Raw genomic sequence first — 17,420 nt, 5'->3', positions numbered from 1 at the left:
CCTATTAATTTTACTGAATATCACTGCCATTTCCCATCCGGGATTATATTGACTCATCACCGTACGGAACCGTTCCATACGCATATTAAGCTCTTCTAAAGGTACCTGCTTTATCATAAACAACCCCCAATTCAAGTCGATAGTACAATATTAGCTTGTCAATTAAATTCATAAGGATTATATCACAACAGCTATAATATATGCTATATTTCTTGTTTCAAAACATAAAAAAAGCCAGCCTTTTTCAAGACTGGACTTTAACTCGCCGGAAAAATTCGAAAGATAAGGTGTATCTAGTATCCATCGCACTAAATGCTTTTATAAATTTTCGTTTCTCAGGGCATCAATTGGGTTATCCTTTTTTATTTTGCTCATGGAATACAGCATCGTTGAAAACACCACAATAAACACACTTCCAACAGTAATCACGATACTGTACCACGGAATAAAGAATTTTGCTTCCCATCCCTCGATAATACTTCGATAAATAAGGTAAGTCACGCCGATGGATACGGGAATACCATACATGAGCCCTTTTATTCCATACAGAAGGCACTCGTAATTCATCATTTTGTTAAACCCTTTTTGCGTCATGCCAATGGACTTTAACATTGCAAATTCACGGCGGCGAAGCGAAATATTCGTCGAAATGGTGTTAAACACATTAGCCAAGGCTATCAGGGATATCAAAATGATAAATCCGTATGAAAAGACATTGACAACAGTAACCACTGCCCGGCTTGCCTCTTTTGATTCTGCATAATCAAACAAGTTGACTGTCGAAAGTTTTTTGTCTTCCAAAGCACGGTATAATCTGTCGAAAACCACCCTATGGTCTTTTGTCTTAAAATACATCACCACATCGACATCACTGTTTTCTTCTCCTGATACTTCGGAAATTGCGCTAAAAGGATATATTAAAGTCAACCTATTGGATGAATTGCCGTATACCCCCAGGGGTGTATTGTCGGTAACAGCAATGATATTAAGCTTTTGGCCATCCACAGCCTCTCTATCTCCCAACTTTTCTATAACAATATCCTCTGCTTTTTTGTCAAATACATTGAAAGTATAAAATTTATCTTCAACATAAATTTTTACAAAGTCCACCAAAACAGCTCCCGGAATATCGGAATTACTATTCTTTTCACTGACAATGGAATTCTGCTTAAGGTACTCTTCATATGTTGCATCGTCTATAAAGGATATCACTATAGGAATATCGTAATGTCCCAAGTCCATGTCTATATGGTTTTCTCCGAATATTTTGTTGCAAAAATCCACATACTCCCTGTTTAATGATTCAGTTGAAATTCTTGCATATTCAATAACGCCGTAATTTGTATATCCATAGCTGCTATCGATAACACCATTTACTTTCGCCAGCTCTTCGTACAATTTATCAAAAGAGTATTTTTCTCTCATGTCCGGTGTAAAAGTATATATTATATCATAACCTGAATCGCTAATAACTGAATTGGAAGCTTCGGTAAGATATGCACAAAAGCTGCTTGCCGATATAAACAGCACAACACTCATAAAAAGCGAAACCACTGTGGTGCGGTACTTTTTCCTGTTGCGTTTGAAATTCTTGCTTGCAATCATACCTTCAAATCCAAAGAGCTTGTAGGTAAGCTTTGAGGTTTTGACCTTTTTGGCTTTAATTTTAATGTCGTTTGTCTGCCGGATGGCATCAATGGGCGATATTTTTAACGCACGTCTTGCAGGAAGATATGCGGAAATCAACACAGTAACAAAGCCAACCACCACAGCAACAACAACAGCTGCCAATGACACATCAAGGTCAAGCACAACACCGTAACCCACGTTTAAAAAAGACACAAACAAATCTTCTGTCAACTTTAGCGTTATCCCTATTCCCAAAACTCCAGCCAACAGTCCGAATGGTATACCTATAAGACTTAAGAAGCATGCCTCAAACAAAACACTTTTAAGCATCTGACGCCTGGTTGCACCGATAGATGCCAAAAGCCCAAACTGCTTGGTACGTTCACTTACTGATATGGAAAAAGCATTGTATATAAGAAGAATGGAACCGAACATTATAAGAGCAATTAATATCCCTGCAAGCCCGTATAACACTGCCCTGAAGGATCCGTTATCTATAACTCCGCTAAACTCTAAAAGATCATCGTTGATTCTTCGTGCATGTTCTTGAAATTTCTCATCCATGAAACCCGTAATATTTCCCATTTTCTCTAATTTAATATAGGCATCATAATCATCAGCACCCGAACCATTCTCTACTGTCAAAGCAGTATATCCCGGTGCGATATAGGGCTCAAATCCCGGGCGCTCATAAAAGCCTACCACATTGAAAGTACGTTGTTCCCTGATTATTAATTCTTCTGTCTCACCTCCGTCTTTCTCGTGCAAATAGGCATTGTTCTGGTTGAGCTTAAAACCGTCGGAAATCCTGTCTCCAATAGAAAGTGACAGAGTATCTCCAATTTCAAATTTCACGCCGCCGTTGGTTTCCACATGCTTCGGCAGGATAATTTCAGACCCGTTCTCCGGCATTCTTCCTTCTATCAAGTAAACAGGCATTGATTCCTTAAATCCTTTTCCCATCGCCCCTACAAACAAATATGGCTTATATTCGTTCTGAGAGCCTTTAAGCCATGCATACCCAACTTTTTGGAGCCATATTAACGATTTGACTTCTTTATCTTCCAGCAAGTCATTAATCTGTTCTCTACTCACATCAAATACTGCGCCATGCCAGTCTCCGTCCTGTGCAATAACCATATCCACCAAAAATCCTGCAAGCTTGACATGAAGCTGGTAACGGCCGTAATCATTGATGCGGACAGAATAATTCCAATGATTGTGACAAGGGTTCTTACTTTATTCTTGCTAAGTATTTTTAGCGTTAGCCTGTAAAAAATGTTCATTGACGCATCACCTCGTCACGAATAATTTTTCCGTCCTCAATGGCAATAATCCGGTTTGCCTGCAATGCAATATTTTCATCATGGGTAATGACAATCACTGTTTGATTGTATTTTTTATTGGAGAGTTTCAAAAGCTCCACAATTTCCTGGCTGTTTTTCGAATCCAGGTTTCCCGTAGGTTCGTCCGCAAGAACAACCGAAGGAGCATTTATCAATGCCCTGCCAATGGATACCCGCTGCTGTTGTCCCCCGGACAACTGATTTGGCAAATGATTTTCTCTTCCCTTTAGATTCAAGGTGTTAATCAGTTCTTCCAACCGCTCGTTGTTCACTTTCCTTCCGTCCATAAGTACCGGAAGTGTAATATTCTCTACTACATTTAGCACAGGAATAAGGTTATAAAACTGATATATAAGCCCTACCTGCCGGCGGCGAAAAATTGCAAGCTGCTCGTCATTTTGAGCATAAACATCCTTGCCGTCCATAAAAACTTTGCCACCCGTAGGCTTGTCCACCCCGCCCAAAATGTGCAAAAGTGTGGATTTACCCGAACCTGACGGTCCGACAATTGCAATGAATTCTCCCTTTTTCACCGAAAATGAAACACCGTCCAATGCCCTGACCATGTTTTCTCCAGTGCCGTACGTTTTTGTCAAGTTTTCAACCCTCAATATCTCCATAGTTACATCAATCTCCTAATAATTTAGTTTATGCTTTAATTATACTCCGACAATGTGACAGGAAGGTGACTTTAAAATAACAAAAACGTCACTTAAGCAGCGCAAAAATTCATTACACAACTCCCTTATAAAACCTCACCGTAAACCTTGCGCCGCCGTCACGATTGTTTTGGGCTTTAACTGTACCGTTTTGACTCATTATTATCATTCTGGCCAAGGCTAGTCCTATTCCTATACTCTGTTCACCGGAATTTTTACCTTTATAAAATCTTTCAAAAAGGTGCGGCAAATCCTCCTTGTCTATACCCAGTCCATTGTCCGTAATCTCAATCTCGGTATAAATAGCATTTTCACATACCTTTACCGCTATTCTTCCGCCATTTGGAGTATGCTCCATACAGTTTTTCAGAATGTTTCCTATAGCTTCAACCGACCATGCCAAATCTCCAATAAAGGTTTCGCTGCCCTCCATCAATATATCAATTTGCTGTCCCCTAAGTTCCATAGGTATGGCAATTGGCTCTATGGCACGCTTTATAAGCTCTGCCACCGGCACGGTTTTTTGCTGAAAGCTGATCACCCCCGCATCAATCCTGGACATTTTGAGAAGTGCCGTAATCAACCAATCTATCCGCAGAAGCATTAATTCCAGTTCCTTTGCAATTTCTATCCTACGCTCATCGGAAAGCTTGGGTTTTAACAATAGCGAAACCAATATATTGATTGAAGTAAGCGGTGTCCTGATTTGATGCGAAATATCTGCAATGGAGTCGGCAAGAAATGTTTTATCCTTCTTTAATGCTTCAGCCTGTTCCCGAAGCCTTATCGTGAGCTTCGAAATCTCGCTTTCTAAAATTGCAAGCTCCCCCTCCGAATACTTGCCAAAGTCTATAGATTCCGCCCCATGGAGAACACCGTCAATCTCTCGGGTAAATTCCGCAATTTTGAGGTACCTATGATATGTTAAAACAAAATGGGTCAATGTAAACACAATACAAAGACACAATGAAAAAAGGCCAAGGACTTTATCGTGTAAAAACCCTATGCCTGTTGACACCACTGATAAAACAACAAAAACCCAAAGACCTTTTTTTATTTCAGGATTTCTAAAAAAGCTCACTCTAATCACCAACTTTATATCCCAGTCCGCGAACAGTCTTTATGAAAGTTGGGTTTTGCGGATCATCTTCAATTTTTTCCCTCAAGCGCTTTATATATACCGTAAGGGTATTGTCGTTCACAAATTCACCGGCAATATTCCAGATTTCTTCCAACAGTCTGCTCCTAGACAGGACAGATCCCTTATTATTTAAAAAGACAAGAAGCAGGCGGTATTCAAGGGCAGAAAGGAAAACTTCCGAACCGTTTTTGGTGACAATCCCCCGCACTGTGTCAACTCGAATATTGTCAAGCTCTACTACAGCCCCTGTTTTACCTTTCCGCCTTAAGGCTTTGCGAATACGGGATAAAAGCTCTCTTGGGCGGAAAGGCTTTATAATATAATCGTCAGCTCCTATGTCAAGACCAGTAACAATGCTGTACTCATCATCCGAAGCTGACAAAAAAATAACCGGAATATCGTCATTCTCCTGTGCTGCCGCACATACTGCAAAGCCATTGCCGTCCTTTAAGGATATGTCCACCAAAATCAAATCATATTTGTTTGCACTCATCTTGCAGATAGCCTCATTCTGTCCACCGGCAGAATCCACATCAAAACCTTCGTCACACAAGTATTCTGTTAAATTGGTTACAATATTTTTATCATCTTCAACTATCAGTATCCTGGTCATCTTTTCACCCTCAAAAGTCAAGGACCTTAGCCGGAAGCCAAAGTCCTTGATTTTCTCACCTATTTTTTATCCTTGTTATTTAAACGGCAGCTCAGATATACTGCGCAAAAGATATCTTTTCAGAATTGTCAAATCCGTTGAATTTATAGCTCCGCTCAAGTTTACATCTGCTGCTTCCTCGTTAATTTCATTAACCAAGCCTATCAAATATCTCCTCAACATCGCAACGTCACTCGAGTTAACCTTTCCATCCCCGTTCACATCACCGTACAGGATAGCATCAGTTGGCTTTGGAGATGTCGCTGTCGGCGTAGGTGTTGCAGAAGGAGTTGGAGTAGGCTTTGTTGTCGGATTGTCGGAAAGCTGGCTTATTGATATACCGTTTTTGCCAAGAGGAATCTTGTGGTCCAAACCGATAAACTTTCCGTCGTCCGTTTTCCAAAGAACCGGATATAAGTAGTTGTCGTACTTGTTGTCATTCCACTTAAGGTCTCTTCCTCCCGGGAACGGTGTTCCTTCATCACGGGTAAAGAGTCCCCCGGTATCTGCCGAGTCGATGTTTATGCACCAGAAGGTATGATGCAGTTTGAATTTGTTTTCCAGTATATAATCTCTTATGGACCTCAGATACTTCAAGTTGAGGTCAAGAAGTTTATCGCCGCCTTCGGTCAGACCTCCCCATTCACCGAGAAGCAGTGGTGATATTCCTTTCTCCATGATAAATGCCCAATTGTCTCTCCAGCATTCTTCATACAGTATTCTCTTTGCTTCTTCATCACTAGCCGTAACAAAAGGACCTTTAAACCATTCTTGCTCATAAACCAACGGACCATAATCATGAGGTGAATAAACAAGCTGAGACTGATATTTTCCAAGGTCAATCGGATAATCCCTTACACCTCTTAAATTACCGCCCCACCAGTTGCCGTAGTAGTCATTGTTCCTGTCCACGGGCTTGTATCGAAGGTTTCATCGTCCCAAACTCCGTCTTTAGGATACATCTCTACACCTTCAACAAATATTAATACATTCGGATGTACATCCAATATTGCCAAGCAGTCTCTTGCGCCACTCTCTTCCAGTTGTTCGGATGATTTGAGTTATCCCATATAGCACTTTGAGCTTTTATTTTTACATTACCGGTATTGGTATGGGGCTCATTTTTGAGGTCAAATCCGATTATCGTGTCGTCGTTTTTATAATGCTCGGCCACCCATACCCAGGCCTTTTTGAATATTTCCTCTGTTATTGTACCGTTATACCAGAGAGGATATGTGTGTCCCTGGTTGTCCGTCTCAGCACTGTGAACATCAAGTATAACCTTGATTCCGACTCTTTTGAAGTTTTCCAACATAAAATTAAACAATTCATAGCTGTTCAATCCCGCCAAAGCCGGATTGTTATAGCTTGTATCGGTTGAAGGCGGATATACACCCTGGCTCCATGCATAGAGCAAATCCGTCGCAATTGGCATTCTAACTACATTTATACCTTTATCCGCAACCATCTCAATATCTGCAATAATATCGCTATGGTATGAATCCAAAAGCATTCTCTCTCTACAATTGAATCCGAACCAGTTGGCTCCTGTTATCCATACTTTATTGCCGTACTTGTCAACAATGTTCGTGCCTTCTACATGCAACCAATCGTCATCCGGTTCTGCCAAGTCAACATATGACGTGTCTGCAGCTGTTTGCATACCGGGTACCATTAATAATGTTGCTATCATTATTAATGCAATTGATAAACCAACAAACTTTTTCATTACCTTTTTCCTCCTAAGCTAAACTGATAAATTTAAAATTAAGATTTACAGGCAGCATTTTTTCTATAAAGAGTTAAACCTGTCACCTCCATGAAATATTAAATTTAACAAGTATATGTAATAAGTATTATTTGATTAATACTTGTTTGTAAACTGTTTTTCCAATCTTATCATATCATATTATTTTTTCAAATACAATAAACTAGTGATTATAAACCTTTATTCCATAAGCACCATTCAATAAGCCTTTTAAATCCAAAAAGTGAAAAGAGGCACAGTCCTCTGACCATGCCTAAAACTGAAATAAAATTATTCATCGACCTTATTTCTCTATACCAATTGGCTTTATTCCGTACAATGGCTGTATTGGCTCAACTCCGTACTTAATTACAACTATAGGGCCTACTCCGTATTTTAAAGTAATTTCCGGTTCGTCAATCACTACTCCATATTTAACAACCGGTAGTGAAGGATTGAATGTGTAGTCTTTCTGACACTCGATTCTGAATGTAGATCCTCCTGTCATTTCCATGAGTTCCTCATCGGTCAACTCTCTGCCAATGTTGGATTTCTTTAATTCTGACATAATTTCACCCCCCTTTAAGTTGTTTTTTATACTATTCTTCTCAAAAGGCCGGCTTTATTAATGCCAAAACCATATATATTCCTATTGAGAAGATATAGCCCGTTTTTATGATGGTGCTTTTATGATACTATAGTGTTTTCTGTCTGCTTCCACATTTCAAAATAATAACCTTTTAAGTCCATAAGTTCTGTGTGGGAACCGCTTTCAACTATTTCTCCATGTTTTAGCAAATATATATTGTCACAGTTTACTACAGTACTCAACCTATGGGCTATTATAATAACCGTAAGATCATCTTCAAAGCTGTATATTGCGTTTTTGATATGGTTTTCGGTAATGCTGTCAAGATTGCTCGTTGCTTCGTCAAGTATCAATATATCCGGTTTTTTAATGAGTGCCCTTGCTATTGCAAGCCTTTGCTTTTGACCTTCAGAAAGATTTGCGCCGCTTTCATTCAAAAAAGTGTCATATTTTTGAGGCAACTCCTCTATAAAATCATGGGCATTTGCCATTTTAGCCGCCTTTACCATTTCATCCATGTCTACATCTTCGTTTCCCAAGCAAAGATTTTCTTTTACAGTTCCGCTGAAAATAAACACATCCTGGGAGACAAAAGCTATTTTCTTTCGAAGTACATCAAGGCTTATATCTTTAACACTGTGTCCGTTTATCAAAACATCTCCCTTTTCCGGACTGTAAAAGTTCATTAAAAGCTTTGCCAAAGTGGTTTTCCCGGAGCCGCTTTCTCCCACTATTGCTATCTTTTTTCCCTGGGGTACGGTTAAATTTATGTTTCTTAACACAGGCTTTTTTACCCCGTAGCGAAAATCCACATTTCTAAACTCAATATCTCCTTTTAATGATACGATTGAATCATTACATTCTTGTCTTAAATCCTTTTCACATGTGAGTTCCAGTATTTCTCCCAGCCTGTTGGAAGCCACTACAGCCGTTTGTATCAGCGGCTGCAAATCAATTAAGTTTCTCACAGGTGTAAGAAAATATGCCAAAAGTGCATTAAAAGCAAGGAGTTGTCCTCCGCTCATATTTCCTTTGATGACATTGTATGCACCGGCCCAAAGTATAACAATGCTTCCGAACCCTGCAACAATCCCCGTCAGTGAAGAAAGATTTATATGAAGCATTCCTTCTTTAAAAGAGCTTTTCATTACAGCTTCAATTTTATTTCGAGTACTTTTTTCCGTTTGCTCCTCGGCGCTAAAGGATTTTATAGTCTCAATTCCCTTTATGGATTCTACCAGCGCCGAAGTTAATTTTGCATTCTCCTCCATTATTCTTCTGTTGGCATTTTGAATGGGCTTGTTAAATACGGTCACAATTATTCCATACAGCAATATAACGATAAAAGAAATAATAAACAAGAAAGAATTTTGCATGTATAAAAGAATTCCTCCGGCAATTGCCATAACAGTATCAATCATTATAGTAAGGGTTGCACCGGAAATTGCCTGGCGTATTTTTGAAGCATCCATGAATCTTGAGATTATCTCCCCCACCTTTCTGGAATTGAAAAAATTCATGGGAAGCTTCAATACATGGGAGTAATACTCCATCATTATTGATTTGTCAATGCTCATGCTAAGCTTTGTAATAAGGATGCTTCTATAATAATTAAGGAATACCTGAAGCAAAAGCATAGCAGCAAATCCTATGGAAATCACATGAAGTTCGTTAAGTTTTTCAAATTTTATAAAGTCGTCAAATAAAAACTTTATATAAAAGGAACCTGCAAGACCTAAAGCTGTATATAAAAGGGAAGCAAAAAATATACTCAGCACAGTTCCTTTTAAAGGCTTGAGAAATCCGGTAAACTTTATGAGCATATTCTGGGTATAATCCCCTCTTTGAAAGTCTTCGCCGGGCTCAAGCAAAATAAGTCCTCCCGTCCATATTGAACAGAAATCGTCCATAGCATATTTGACAATTCCCTTGTCCGGGTCGGCAACCGTAATTACTCCATTTTTAATTGAATAAATCACTACAAAATGAGTAAGCCTGTCGTCAACTATTACATTAGCTATGGCGGGAAGTTTAAAATCCTTCATCAAGTCCTCTTTCGATGCCTTAAAACCTTTTGCCGAAAATCCCAGTTGCTTTGCAGCATGAATCAAGCCATAGGCATTTGTCCCCTCAGTATCGGTGCCTGTCATCTCCCGTATCTTTGCAAGGGATATTTTCAATCCATAATATTGGGCAACACTCGATAAACAGGCTGCTCCACAGTCTGTCAAATCATATTGTCTTACGCATATATACTTTTTCCTGAGCAAACACTTTTGCATTATCTCACTCCTAAGAGGCACTTGAGAGAATATCATACAGGTCTTTGCTTACATCTTCAAAGCTTTTATATTTTTTCCTTCCTTCTTCAAGAACCTCCAGAGCCTCTTTACTTCTTCCATTCTCATAAAGCAAAACTGCAAGGTCATAATAAGGATCTGTGAAATTTTCGTCGGATAAAGCAATTGCTTTTCTCAAATACTCTATTCCTTTATCTATTTCTCCAAGTCTTCCTAAAGACAATCCCATTCCCTTATTTGCATAAGCACTGTCGGGATTTATTCTCAAAGCCTCTTCATTTGCTTTTTTGGCATCAAGGTAATTTCCCAGCATAAAGCTTATGTATCCGTAATACTCAAATAATTTAATGTCGTTACATCCTTTTTCAATAGCTTTGGAAATGAGTATTTCGGCAAGTTGCAGATTACCGTTGTCTGCAAACTTTCTTGCTTTTGAAACCATTACGTCTATGTCCTCAATTTTGTCCAGTTGCTCTTTAGCAGTACTTATAGCAACATTGTACGAACAGTATCTATTTTCGGAATACACGCTTCCCTCCATTGTAAGCCTTGTATTGGAGCAGCCTCCAAGACATCGTTCTCCGAAAAAGCATTTTTTACACATACCGGACAGCTTGTCCTTGGTCATTTTTCTATTCCAACTGAAACTTTCGGGATTTGTCCATATTTCTTTAATAGGCGTAACTCTGATATTTCCTTCAATAAAGCTTCTGTCTCTTACGGATGTACAGCCTAAAATATCGCCGTTATGAAGAATGCCAAGGCTGTATTTGCCTGCGCCGCATCCTGTCCAGCTATAATCTTCTCTGCTTTTACCATAGCTGTTTTTTCTCACTTCTATTTCTTTTAAATTAAAATATCCTATACAGTCCGCCAACTGAACATCTATGTTATAACCCTCTTTTACAGTTTGATAAGCAAATTCTATCACTTCGTCAATGTGGTAAGGCTGAGCTACAAGCTCATTGTTTTTAGCCATATTACCCATGGGAAGCCCAAGCTGAAGCTGCCATCCTCTGACTCCTTTTTCAATCAGGATGTCTCTAAGCTTTGGAAGCTCCTCTATATTTCTGTTGTTTATGGTCGTAATGGCCGAATAAAATATCTTTTTATTCTTAAGAATATCGAAGGCATTCATTATCCTTTGAAATGAGCCTTTTTTTCGAATAAAATCATGAGTATCTTCAAGACCGTCAACACTAATGGCAACTGTGTTGATTCCGGCTTCTACCGCTTTATCGGCAATTTCTTCATTCATCAGCCATCCATTGGTTATCATATTGGGAATTATTCCGTTTTCATTAAGCTTTTTGGCTATTAGGTGCCAATCCTTCCTTGTTGTAGGCTCACCACCGGACAAAGTAATCCACTTAAAACCCAACTCACCCAATTCATCGCAAAGCTTTAAAGCTTCCTCTGTGGACAATTCTCCCTCCAAGGCATTCTCACAACTGGAGCCGCAATGCTTGCAGCGCATATTACACCCCATGGTGATTTCCCAGACAGCTGTAATTGGATTATTCATTATTTACACACTCCTTAATCCAAAAAATTATATGAGATTAAATCTTTAGTTCGTAGTTAATTGGATAAATTGGGAAGAAGAGCAGGATAGATTGAGGCATAGAAAATACATAACTTATATGATGTTATGGAAAAAGTTTATTACCGTCTATATTTACAAAGAAAATATAAACTTGTAATTTTATTTTACACTACTTGCCACTATAAGTCAAAAAAATAGATTCACCATTTTGCGACTTTATTTTAACTTATTGACACTTTTTATTCAAAACTTCGGATAATAAAACAGGTTCAAAAGAAATAAAACCTGTTCTTTTTAAACCATACTAATTCTTTTGAAACAGCCGGATTTATTTTTTAAATATAAGGATTTTCAAAAGTATAATTATAGCATTTTTCCCTATGTAATACCGGAATAATTAAATTAATGACAGCACAATAATGATTTTATATAATCTTTTATATCTTGCGCTTTACCTAATATTTCAACAAAAGTAACTCTCAAATTCTTCTTTTGAACTTTTTTATAGAGCTCCAAAATTAAATCCGCATTATTTCCCCGGTTTCTGCAAGCAGTTTTAAAACCCAGGCTGGTTGCAACAAAAACGGTAATTTCCATTTCATTGTTATCTGAAATATAATCAAGAGAATCGATTATACCTCTTATCATTATTCTATTAGGAGTTGAATTCTCGATAGAATCTTTCTTAACATGTTTGACTTTTGCGTATTTTTTGATGAGAACCGAGTAGTGCCCTTTAGATTCTGCATAGTTATATCCTCCGGAAACGTACATGCAAATAGTATTGGCATATTTTGAATTTATCGTTTCAAAATCACTTTCATTTACTTTGTATGAAATTACACTTATGGGTAATTCGGTAACTACCCTTTTGGCTTTATCCTTTATTTTAATTCTTTTTTCTTTATTGCCTATTAGATAATAATAAGCATCTTCAATATTCTCAAAGGATTCAAATTTTGCATCCTCACATCCGCTCACAGCCTTAACGCAATCTGCATAATCCGTAAAGATGGCAGGACCATTGAGGTTTCCTTTCAAAACAACATAATAATTATTAATTTTCAATTCTTTCATCCCCCGATAAATAATATAATATTTTCATATATCTATGAGTAAAACTGCCATATGTCTTTTATAACTTTCTTCAACTGAGCAAATGAACTAATCTCGTCATCCGGTTCAAAAGTCTTTTCTTGCACTTTTCTGCAAAATCTTATTGTCCTTAGCCCTCTTTCAGATGCTGCCATTGAGTTTTTATACATAACTACTTCCTTAAAAAGCCTGTTTAAATTATATTTCTCTCTTAAATATTTCCCCCATTCTTTAACGTCATTTGACAAAATAGCCAAGTCATACTCAGTTTCTAATTCTTCAGTAACGCTTATAAAGCTCTGTCTAAAGTCAAGCAGGTATCAAGGAACAAGCAAATCATTTGGATCATCGCCCACTTCGAAAATTACGCCCATTACATCAAATATAATCTCTTTTTCATACCAATTCCGCATCACTTCATTTAAAACCAGCTTTTGTATGTCTTCCGAAGGAGTAGTTAGCACCAATATTTTTATTAATACTTATTTTTCAAATTCAATACGATATATAATTTTTTCATCCGACTTTGTAATCACTGTATAGAAAATAAGCTGAGTTTTCGAAAAAGGCTGAATACCTCCCCCCATTGACAAGTGCATACCGTCCTCAACCTTGTCAATAATTTTGAGCTTAGGATTAGGCATCATATTCAATGCCATATTATGAATTTCTTCATCGGACAACACCGAGTCTTTTATGGGCATAGTATAAATCCGGACAGTCTTATAATCAAAAACATCTCCAAACCTTTTAAAAGCATCTCCAATCATGTCAATCTCATCCTTAAGAGCACCCAAATATTCTACAATAATTGACGTGTCCTCCGACTCAATTTCAGCACTAATATATGGAATTACGCGGCTCAAAAAGTCGGTCAGTGTGGTCGCTCCCTCTACAAAATCTTTAACATGGACAGTTATGCAGTTACCATCCACTTCCCATGGATTGATCAAATCTTCTTGGCAACATATTCTAAGGTTTCATCGCTAAGTTCATCTATATGTTTCATAATCAAGTCAATAAGATTCGGCGGAAAATCAATATCATTATCCGACTTATATAACGGGTCGAGCTTTTCGGCATCATATAAACTGTATGCCAACTGCAAAACATAAGTATCTGCCGAAATTTTGCCTTTTTCAAAAGCCTGAGCCAGTTTATCCTCGGCAGAAAGTTTCTGCTTATAATCAAATCTGGCTTCCAGCTTCTGTTGTTCAATTTCTTCAATTTTATTTCGTATAGTATTAAACGCAAAAAAGCCAATTGCTAAAATCAGAATCGTTAACAAAGAATATCCAAAGCAGCCCAGACAGCCTATTCTCTTTCTTCTTACCGGACGTTTTGAAATGTGAGCTTGATTTGCATTACCAACGTTGCTTTGATTATACATCTTATCCCCCTTCTTTATCTTTTCTACAATTTTCTAGTGTATAATTATAGCATTTTTTCCTTTCAAATGCCACAATAATAAGTATAGGGAGATAAGCTAAGGATACTTACAGGCTTTTTCATCCAGATAACGACGTGACCAAAAGACTGAAAGTAAAGGTTATTACAATGTCTACGATAATCTGCCGAAAAGCAAAAAGGATTATAGCAGCTTTCTGCAAATTACTATAAAGATGCAACAGCCGATGGAACACAAATATATTTGCACCAATATATCTATAACTGAAATAAAGGCAATAGTAAAAAAATAAAAAGCTTCAAAGCTACCCCAAAAGTATTTATAATGGAATAATTTAGCACAAAAATCAGTAAAATGATATTTTATGTTTCATAATTTTATATACCACATAGTATGCTGCAAACAGATGTTTTAAGAAAAATTCTTTCTGCTTGTCTGAGTATTTATCGTAATTTTCTGATATCTTCGGATCATTTGTATTCAGTACTACAACCATTCTTCCCATCCAGACGTTATTTTTATAAAATGCAATAGTAAAGCCCGTATAACCACTACCCCCATCAATAACTCCGCCTTTTGAAATTGCAAATTCATTTAATTCTTCATATGCCTCAGATGACATTGCCTCTAGTTCATCTAAAGTCTTTGTCCCTGCAAGGCCAAAAATCTCCATTTTCTCTTCGTTGCTCAAATCCCCGCTTATGCTTGTAACAACTAAGGTAAAGTCAGAAAATATTTTTGCCTCTAATTCAGCAATCTTTGCTTTTAAGTCTACTATAGTCTTTTGATTCTGGTAATAGTCAGTCGTTACAGACAGCAGCTGCTTGGTTTCATCCCAAGTTACTTTTGCTCCTACTTTTGAAAACTCGGCAATCGGCACATAAATATAAGGGTATTGGGCATTTGCCGGTTTATAGTTCAATACAGGATATTGACCCGTGTTTATATCAACACCATTTACCAATACAGGCTGGGTAGCTATCTGTAATGTAGCTTGGGCAATAGGAATACAGATTTGCTGTCCAACATAAAGCCAATTTGGATTTATTCCAGGATTAGAAGATAGTATTGCCTGATAGGATGTATTATATTTTGCAGCTATTTTGTACAGTGTATCGCCGGATTGCACTGTATGAGTTATAGTTCCTGTCGGACATGGCATCACCATTCAACTCCTCAACATAATATCTATACTGTATAATATGAAATAAAAGGAAAAATGATATAATTCTTTTAGAATCAGGAATAGGTTTCGTCAGAAAAATAAGACCTTGCATTATTTTAATTGCAAAGTCTTCTGAAATTAAATCCAAGTTCTTTTATTTGAGTGACAAAATAAAATAAAGGATTACAGCTAATCACTGTAACCCTTCATTTTCCTGGTGCCGAAGGCGGACTCGAACCGGCATGGTATTGCTACCGCTGGATTTTGAGTCCAGTGCGTCTGCCAATTTCACCACTTCGGCAAGTGATATATCAATCACGCAAGATGTATTATACAACAACATCTATAACAATGTCAATCAATTTCTTAAAAATTTTTTTGACAATTTATCTCTTATTCTCCACGGTCAATTGAAAAGTAGCTTTCACGTCTCAAAAATAAATTCTCCTATGAAACCGGGGTAGAATTTACTTTTGCAATTAAAGGAGCAAAATTTCCTAAAAAAATTTTAATTTTAGTGTTGACAAGATAATATTTAGCTCTTATAATATATAATTGTTCGGCGGACAAAATACGCGCCATTAGCTCAGTTGGTAGAGCAACTGACTCTTAATCAGTGGGCCCTGGGTTCGAGTCCCCGATGGCGCACCAAATAGAAAACCATTGAAACATTACGTTTCAATGGTTTTCTTCTTTTCCCTATCATTTTCATCAAAATAAATATCTGAAAACTCTATCTTAATAGCTTGTATCAAACGATTATCGCATAAATCTCCAAGACAGTCATTTTCAGATATGCATTCGGTTATAACGTCGGGCAAAAATACTGTGAAAGTGCTGCCAACGTTTTCTTTACTTTTTACAGTTATTTTTCCTCCCATAGCATCAACAAACATATGAACCAAGGACAAACCTATACCTGTACCCTCTGCATTTCTCGATAATGAGCTATCGACCTGACCGAATCTTTCAAAAATGGTATTGATTTTATCCTTGGGTATCCCTATTCCGCTGTCTTTGACCTTTATCTCCACATAACCTTCCCGGGTTGACACTTCCACATACACCGATTTACCCTTCGGAGTAAATTTAATTGCATTCGAGAGCAAATTAAGCATAATCCGTTCATATTTCTCTTCATCAATTGCAATAACCTTTTTATTAATATCCGAGGAAAACAAAAGCTCCACACCTTTTAAATCTGCAAACATAGATACAGATTCGGTTATCAGACGGGTTATAGCGACAATATCCTGATTTCTCTTGAATAATTTGATATGGCCGGCTTCAATCCTGGCAATATCCAGCAAATTATTCACAAGCCTTATCTGCCTGAAAGTATTCTGCTTAATTCTATTTAAGTATCTCTTAATTCTATCGGTAAGTTCATCTTTACAAAGAGTCTCCATTGCCTGCAAAGCCGAGCTTATAACCACCAAAGGTGTTTTAAATTCATGGGTTATGCTGTACAAAAATTCATCTTTAAACCTGGCCAGGTTTTCAACATATTCTTTCTGTTCCACCTCTCGGGTTATGTCAATGGGAATTAGCATAAAACCTGTTATTTTATTATACGGATTCAAAATCGGCTGGTACATCAATTTATAATAAATTTTCTTGCCGTTATTCTCAAGCTCAATATTAGGAAGGTATACAGGAGACTTTGAATAGAGCATTTTGGCTATATAACTCCAATTTTCAGAAGAATATACCTTTGATAATACTCTTAATATGTTATTTCCCTTTCTGATTTCTTTTACAAAAACAACACACTTTCTGAAAAGCTTTATCTCTCTCTGAGCTTTTTATTAATCCCTATTATATTAAAACTTGGATAGGATACGCTGATTATTGGAAGATCGATACTGTTAATGATGTTATAAAGGCAACTGTATTTCATTCTAAAGAGCTTGTAATATTTTTCAGCAAGAAACTCGCTTCCGGTCTTTTTTAATTTAAATGAATACGGAATTCTAAAGCCAGCCCTTGTATTTCTTGAAACCTTTCCTTTAATTATTCCTGCATTTATTAAACTATTAATCTTTTTTCTATTACTATTATAATATTTTGCTTTTCTGGGCCAGTAATCTTTTTCTCCCAACTCAATTCTGTTACCGTAATAATTTTTGCTTGCATAATCAAA

At 37.3% G+C, this 17,420-nt stretch carries 14 protein-coding genes, 2 tRNA genes and 2 pseudogenes; 1 reads left to right on the top strand and 17 read right to left on the bottom strand.

The genetic code is table 11. The features are described 5' to 3' along the window. Nucleotides 1-318: 318 nt before the first annotated feature. From JCM21531_RS15065 to JCM21531_RS14995, 15 genes and pseudogenes are all read right to left on the bottom strand, one after another. Nucleotides 319-2,769, bottom strand: a complete 2,451-nt coding sequence (locus tag JCM21531_RS15065) for an ABC transporter permease (RefSeq protein ID WP_243467789.1) — start codon at nt 2,767-2,769, stop codon at nt 319-321. Between the two features lie 142 nt (nt 2,770-2,911). Beyond that, nucleotides 2,912-3,595 (bottom strand): ABC transporter ATP-binding protein, encoded by a 684-nt coding sequence (locus tag JCM21531_RS15060; protein WP_038291098.1) that lies wholly within the window; start codon nt 3,593-3,595, stop codon nt 2,912-2,914. Between the two features lie 112 nt (nt 3,596-3,707). Beyond that, complete coding sequence (locus JCM21531_RS15055) at nt 3,708-4,724, bottom strand: sensor histidine kinase (protein WP_038291096.1); 1,017 nt, start codon at nt 4,722-4,724, stop codon at nt 3,708-3,710. Beyond that, complete coding sequence (locus JCM21531_RS15050; protein ID WP_038291095.1) at nt 4,717-5,388, bottom strand: response regulator transcription factor; 672 nt, start codon at nt 5,386-5,388, stop codon at nt 4,717-4,719. Before JCM21531_RS15050 ends, JCM21531_RS15055 begins: the two co-directional genes overlap by 8 nt. 75 nt (nt 5,389-5,463) lie before the next feature. After that, nucleotides 5,464-7,156, bottom strand: a pseudogene (locus JCM21531_RS15045) (cellulase family glycosylhydrolase). A gap of 322 nt (nt 7,157-7,478) precedes the next feature. Beyond that, nucleotides 7,479-7,742, bottom strand: a complete 264-nt coding sequence (locus tag JCM21531_RS15040) for a hypothetical protein (RefSeq protein ID WP_038291094.1) — start codon at nt 7,740-7,742, stop codon at nt 7,479-7,481. A gap of 119 nt (nt 7,743-7,861) precedes the next feature. Continuing rightward, nucleotides 7,862-10,045, bottom strand: a complete 2,184-nt coding sequence (locus JCM21531_RS15035) for a peptidase domain-containing ABC transporter (protein ID WP_038291093.1) — start codon at nt 10,043-10,045, stop codon at nt 7,862-7,864. A 10-nt stretch (nt 10,046-10,055) separates the two neighbouring features. Next, the gene (locus JCM21531_RS15030) at nt 10,056-11,588 is read right to left on the bottom strand and encodes a radical SAM/SPASM domain-containing protein (protein WP_038291092.1); all 1,533 of its coding nucleotides are present in this window, start codon (nt 11,586-11,588) and stop codon (nt 10,056-10,058) included. A 423-nt stretch (nt 11,589-12,011) separates the two neighbouring features. Further along, complete coding sequence (locus JCM21531_RS15025) at nt 12,012-12,677, bottom strand: RNase H1/viroplasmin domain-containing protein (protein WP_038291091.1); 666 nt, start codon at nt 12,675-12,677, stop codon at nt 12,012-12,014. Between the two features lie 41 nt (nt 12,678-12,718). After that, nucleotides 12,719-12,952, bottom strand: coding sequence for a hypothetical protein (locus JCM21531_RS15020; RefSeq protein ID WP_243467788.1), 234 nt, complete (start codon nt 12,950-12,952; stop codon nt 12,719-12,721). 72 nt (nt 12,953-13,024) lie between these two features. Further along, the gene (locus JCM21531_RS19040) at nt 13,025-13,171 is read right to left on the bottom strand and encodes a hypothetical protein (protein WP_157833698.1); all 147 of its coding nucleotides are present in this window, start codon (nt 13,169-13,171) and stop codon (nt 13,025-13,027) included. Between the two features lie 15 nt (nt 13,172-13,186). Then, nucleotides 13,187-13,657 carry a hypothetical protein gene (locus JCM21531_RS22740; protein WP_054847133.1) on the bottom strand — a complete coding sequence of 157 codons (471 nt, stop codon included), beginning with the start codon at nt 13,655-13,657 and terminating at the stop codon, nt 13,187-13,189. Continuing rightward, nucleotides 13,654-14,094 carry a hypothetical protein gene (locus JCM21531_RS22735; RefSeq protein ID WP_038291090.1) on the bottom strand — a complete coding sequence of 147 codons (441 nt, stop codon included), beginning with the start codon at nt 14,092-14,094 and terminating at the stop codon, nt 13,654-13,656. The genes JCM21531_RS22740 and JCM21531_RS22735 overlap by 4 nt, the downstream gene beginning before the upstream one ends. 364 nt (nt 14,095-14,458) lie before the next feature. Continuing rightward, nucleotides 14,459-15,280 (bottom strand): LysM peptidoglycan-binding domain-containing protein, encoded by an 822-nt coding sequence (locus JCM21531_RS15005; RefSeq protein WP_094184823.1) that lies wholly within the window; start codon nt 15,278-15,280, stop codon nt 14,459-14,461. 212 nt (nt 15,281-15,492) lie between these two features. Then, nucleotides 15,493-15,578, bottom strand: a tRNA-Leu gene (locus JCM21531_RS14995). A gap of 274 nt (nt 15,579-15,852) precedes the next feature. Between JCM21531_RS14995 and JCM21531_RS14990 the strand changes: the two genes are divergently transcribed. Continuing rightward, nucleotides 15,853-15,928: transfer RNA gene (locus JCM21531_RS14990), tRNA-Lys, on the top strand. 20 nt (nt 15,929-15,948) lie between these two features. Here the strand turns inward: JCM21531_RS14990 and JCM21531_RS17970 are convergent. Both JCM21531_RS17970 and JCM21531_RS22730 read right to left on the bottom strand, forming a co-directional pair. Next, nucleotides 15,949-16,953, bottom strand: coding sequence for a sensor histidine kinase (locus tag JCM21531_RS17970; RefSeq protein ID WP_243467787.1), 1,005 nt, complete (start codon nt 16,951-16,953; stop codon nt 15,949-15,951). Between the two features lie 110 nt (nt 16,954-17,063). Next, nucleotides 17,064-17,420 (bottom strand): annotated as a pseudogene (locus JCM21531_RS22730) (sensor histidine kinase); the annotation flags it as partial.

Source organism: Acetivibrio straminisolvens JCM 21531 (genome assembly GCF_000521465.1).
Taxonomy (GTDB): Bacteria; Bacillota; Clostridia; order Acetivibrionales; family Acetivibrionaceae; genus Hungateiclostridium; species Hungateiclostridium straminisolvens.
The sequence above is the reverse complement of the archived record's forward strand: the minus strand, read 5'-3'. Positions and strand labels throughout refer to the sequence as shown.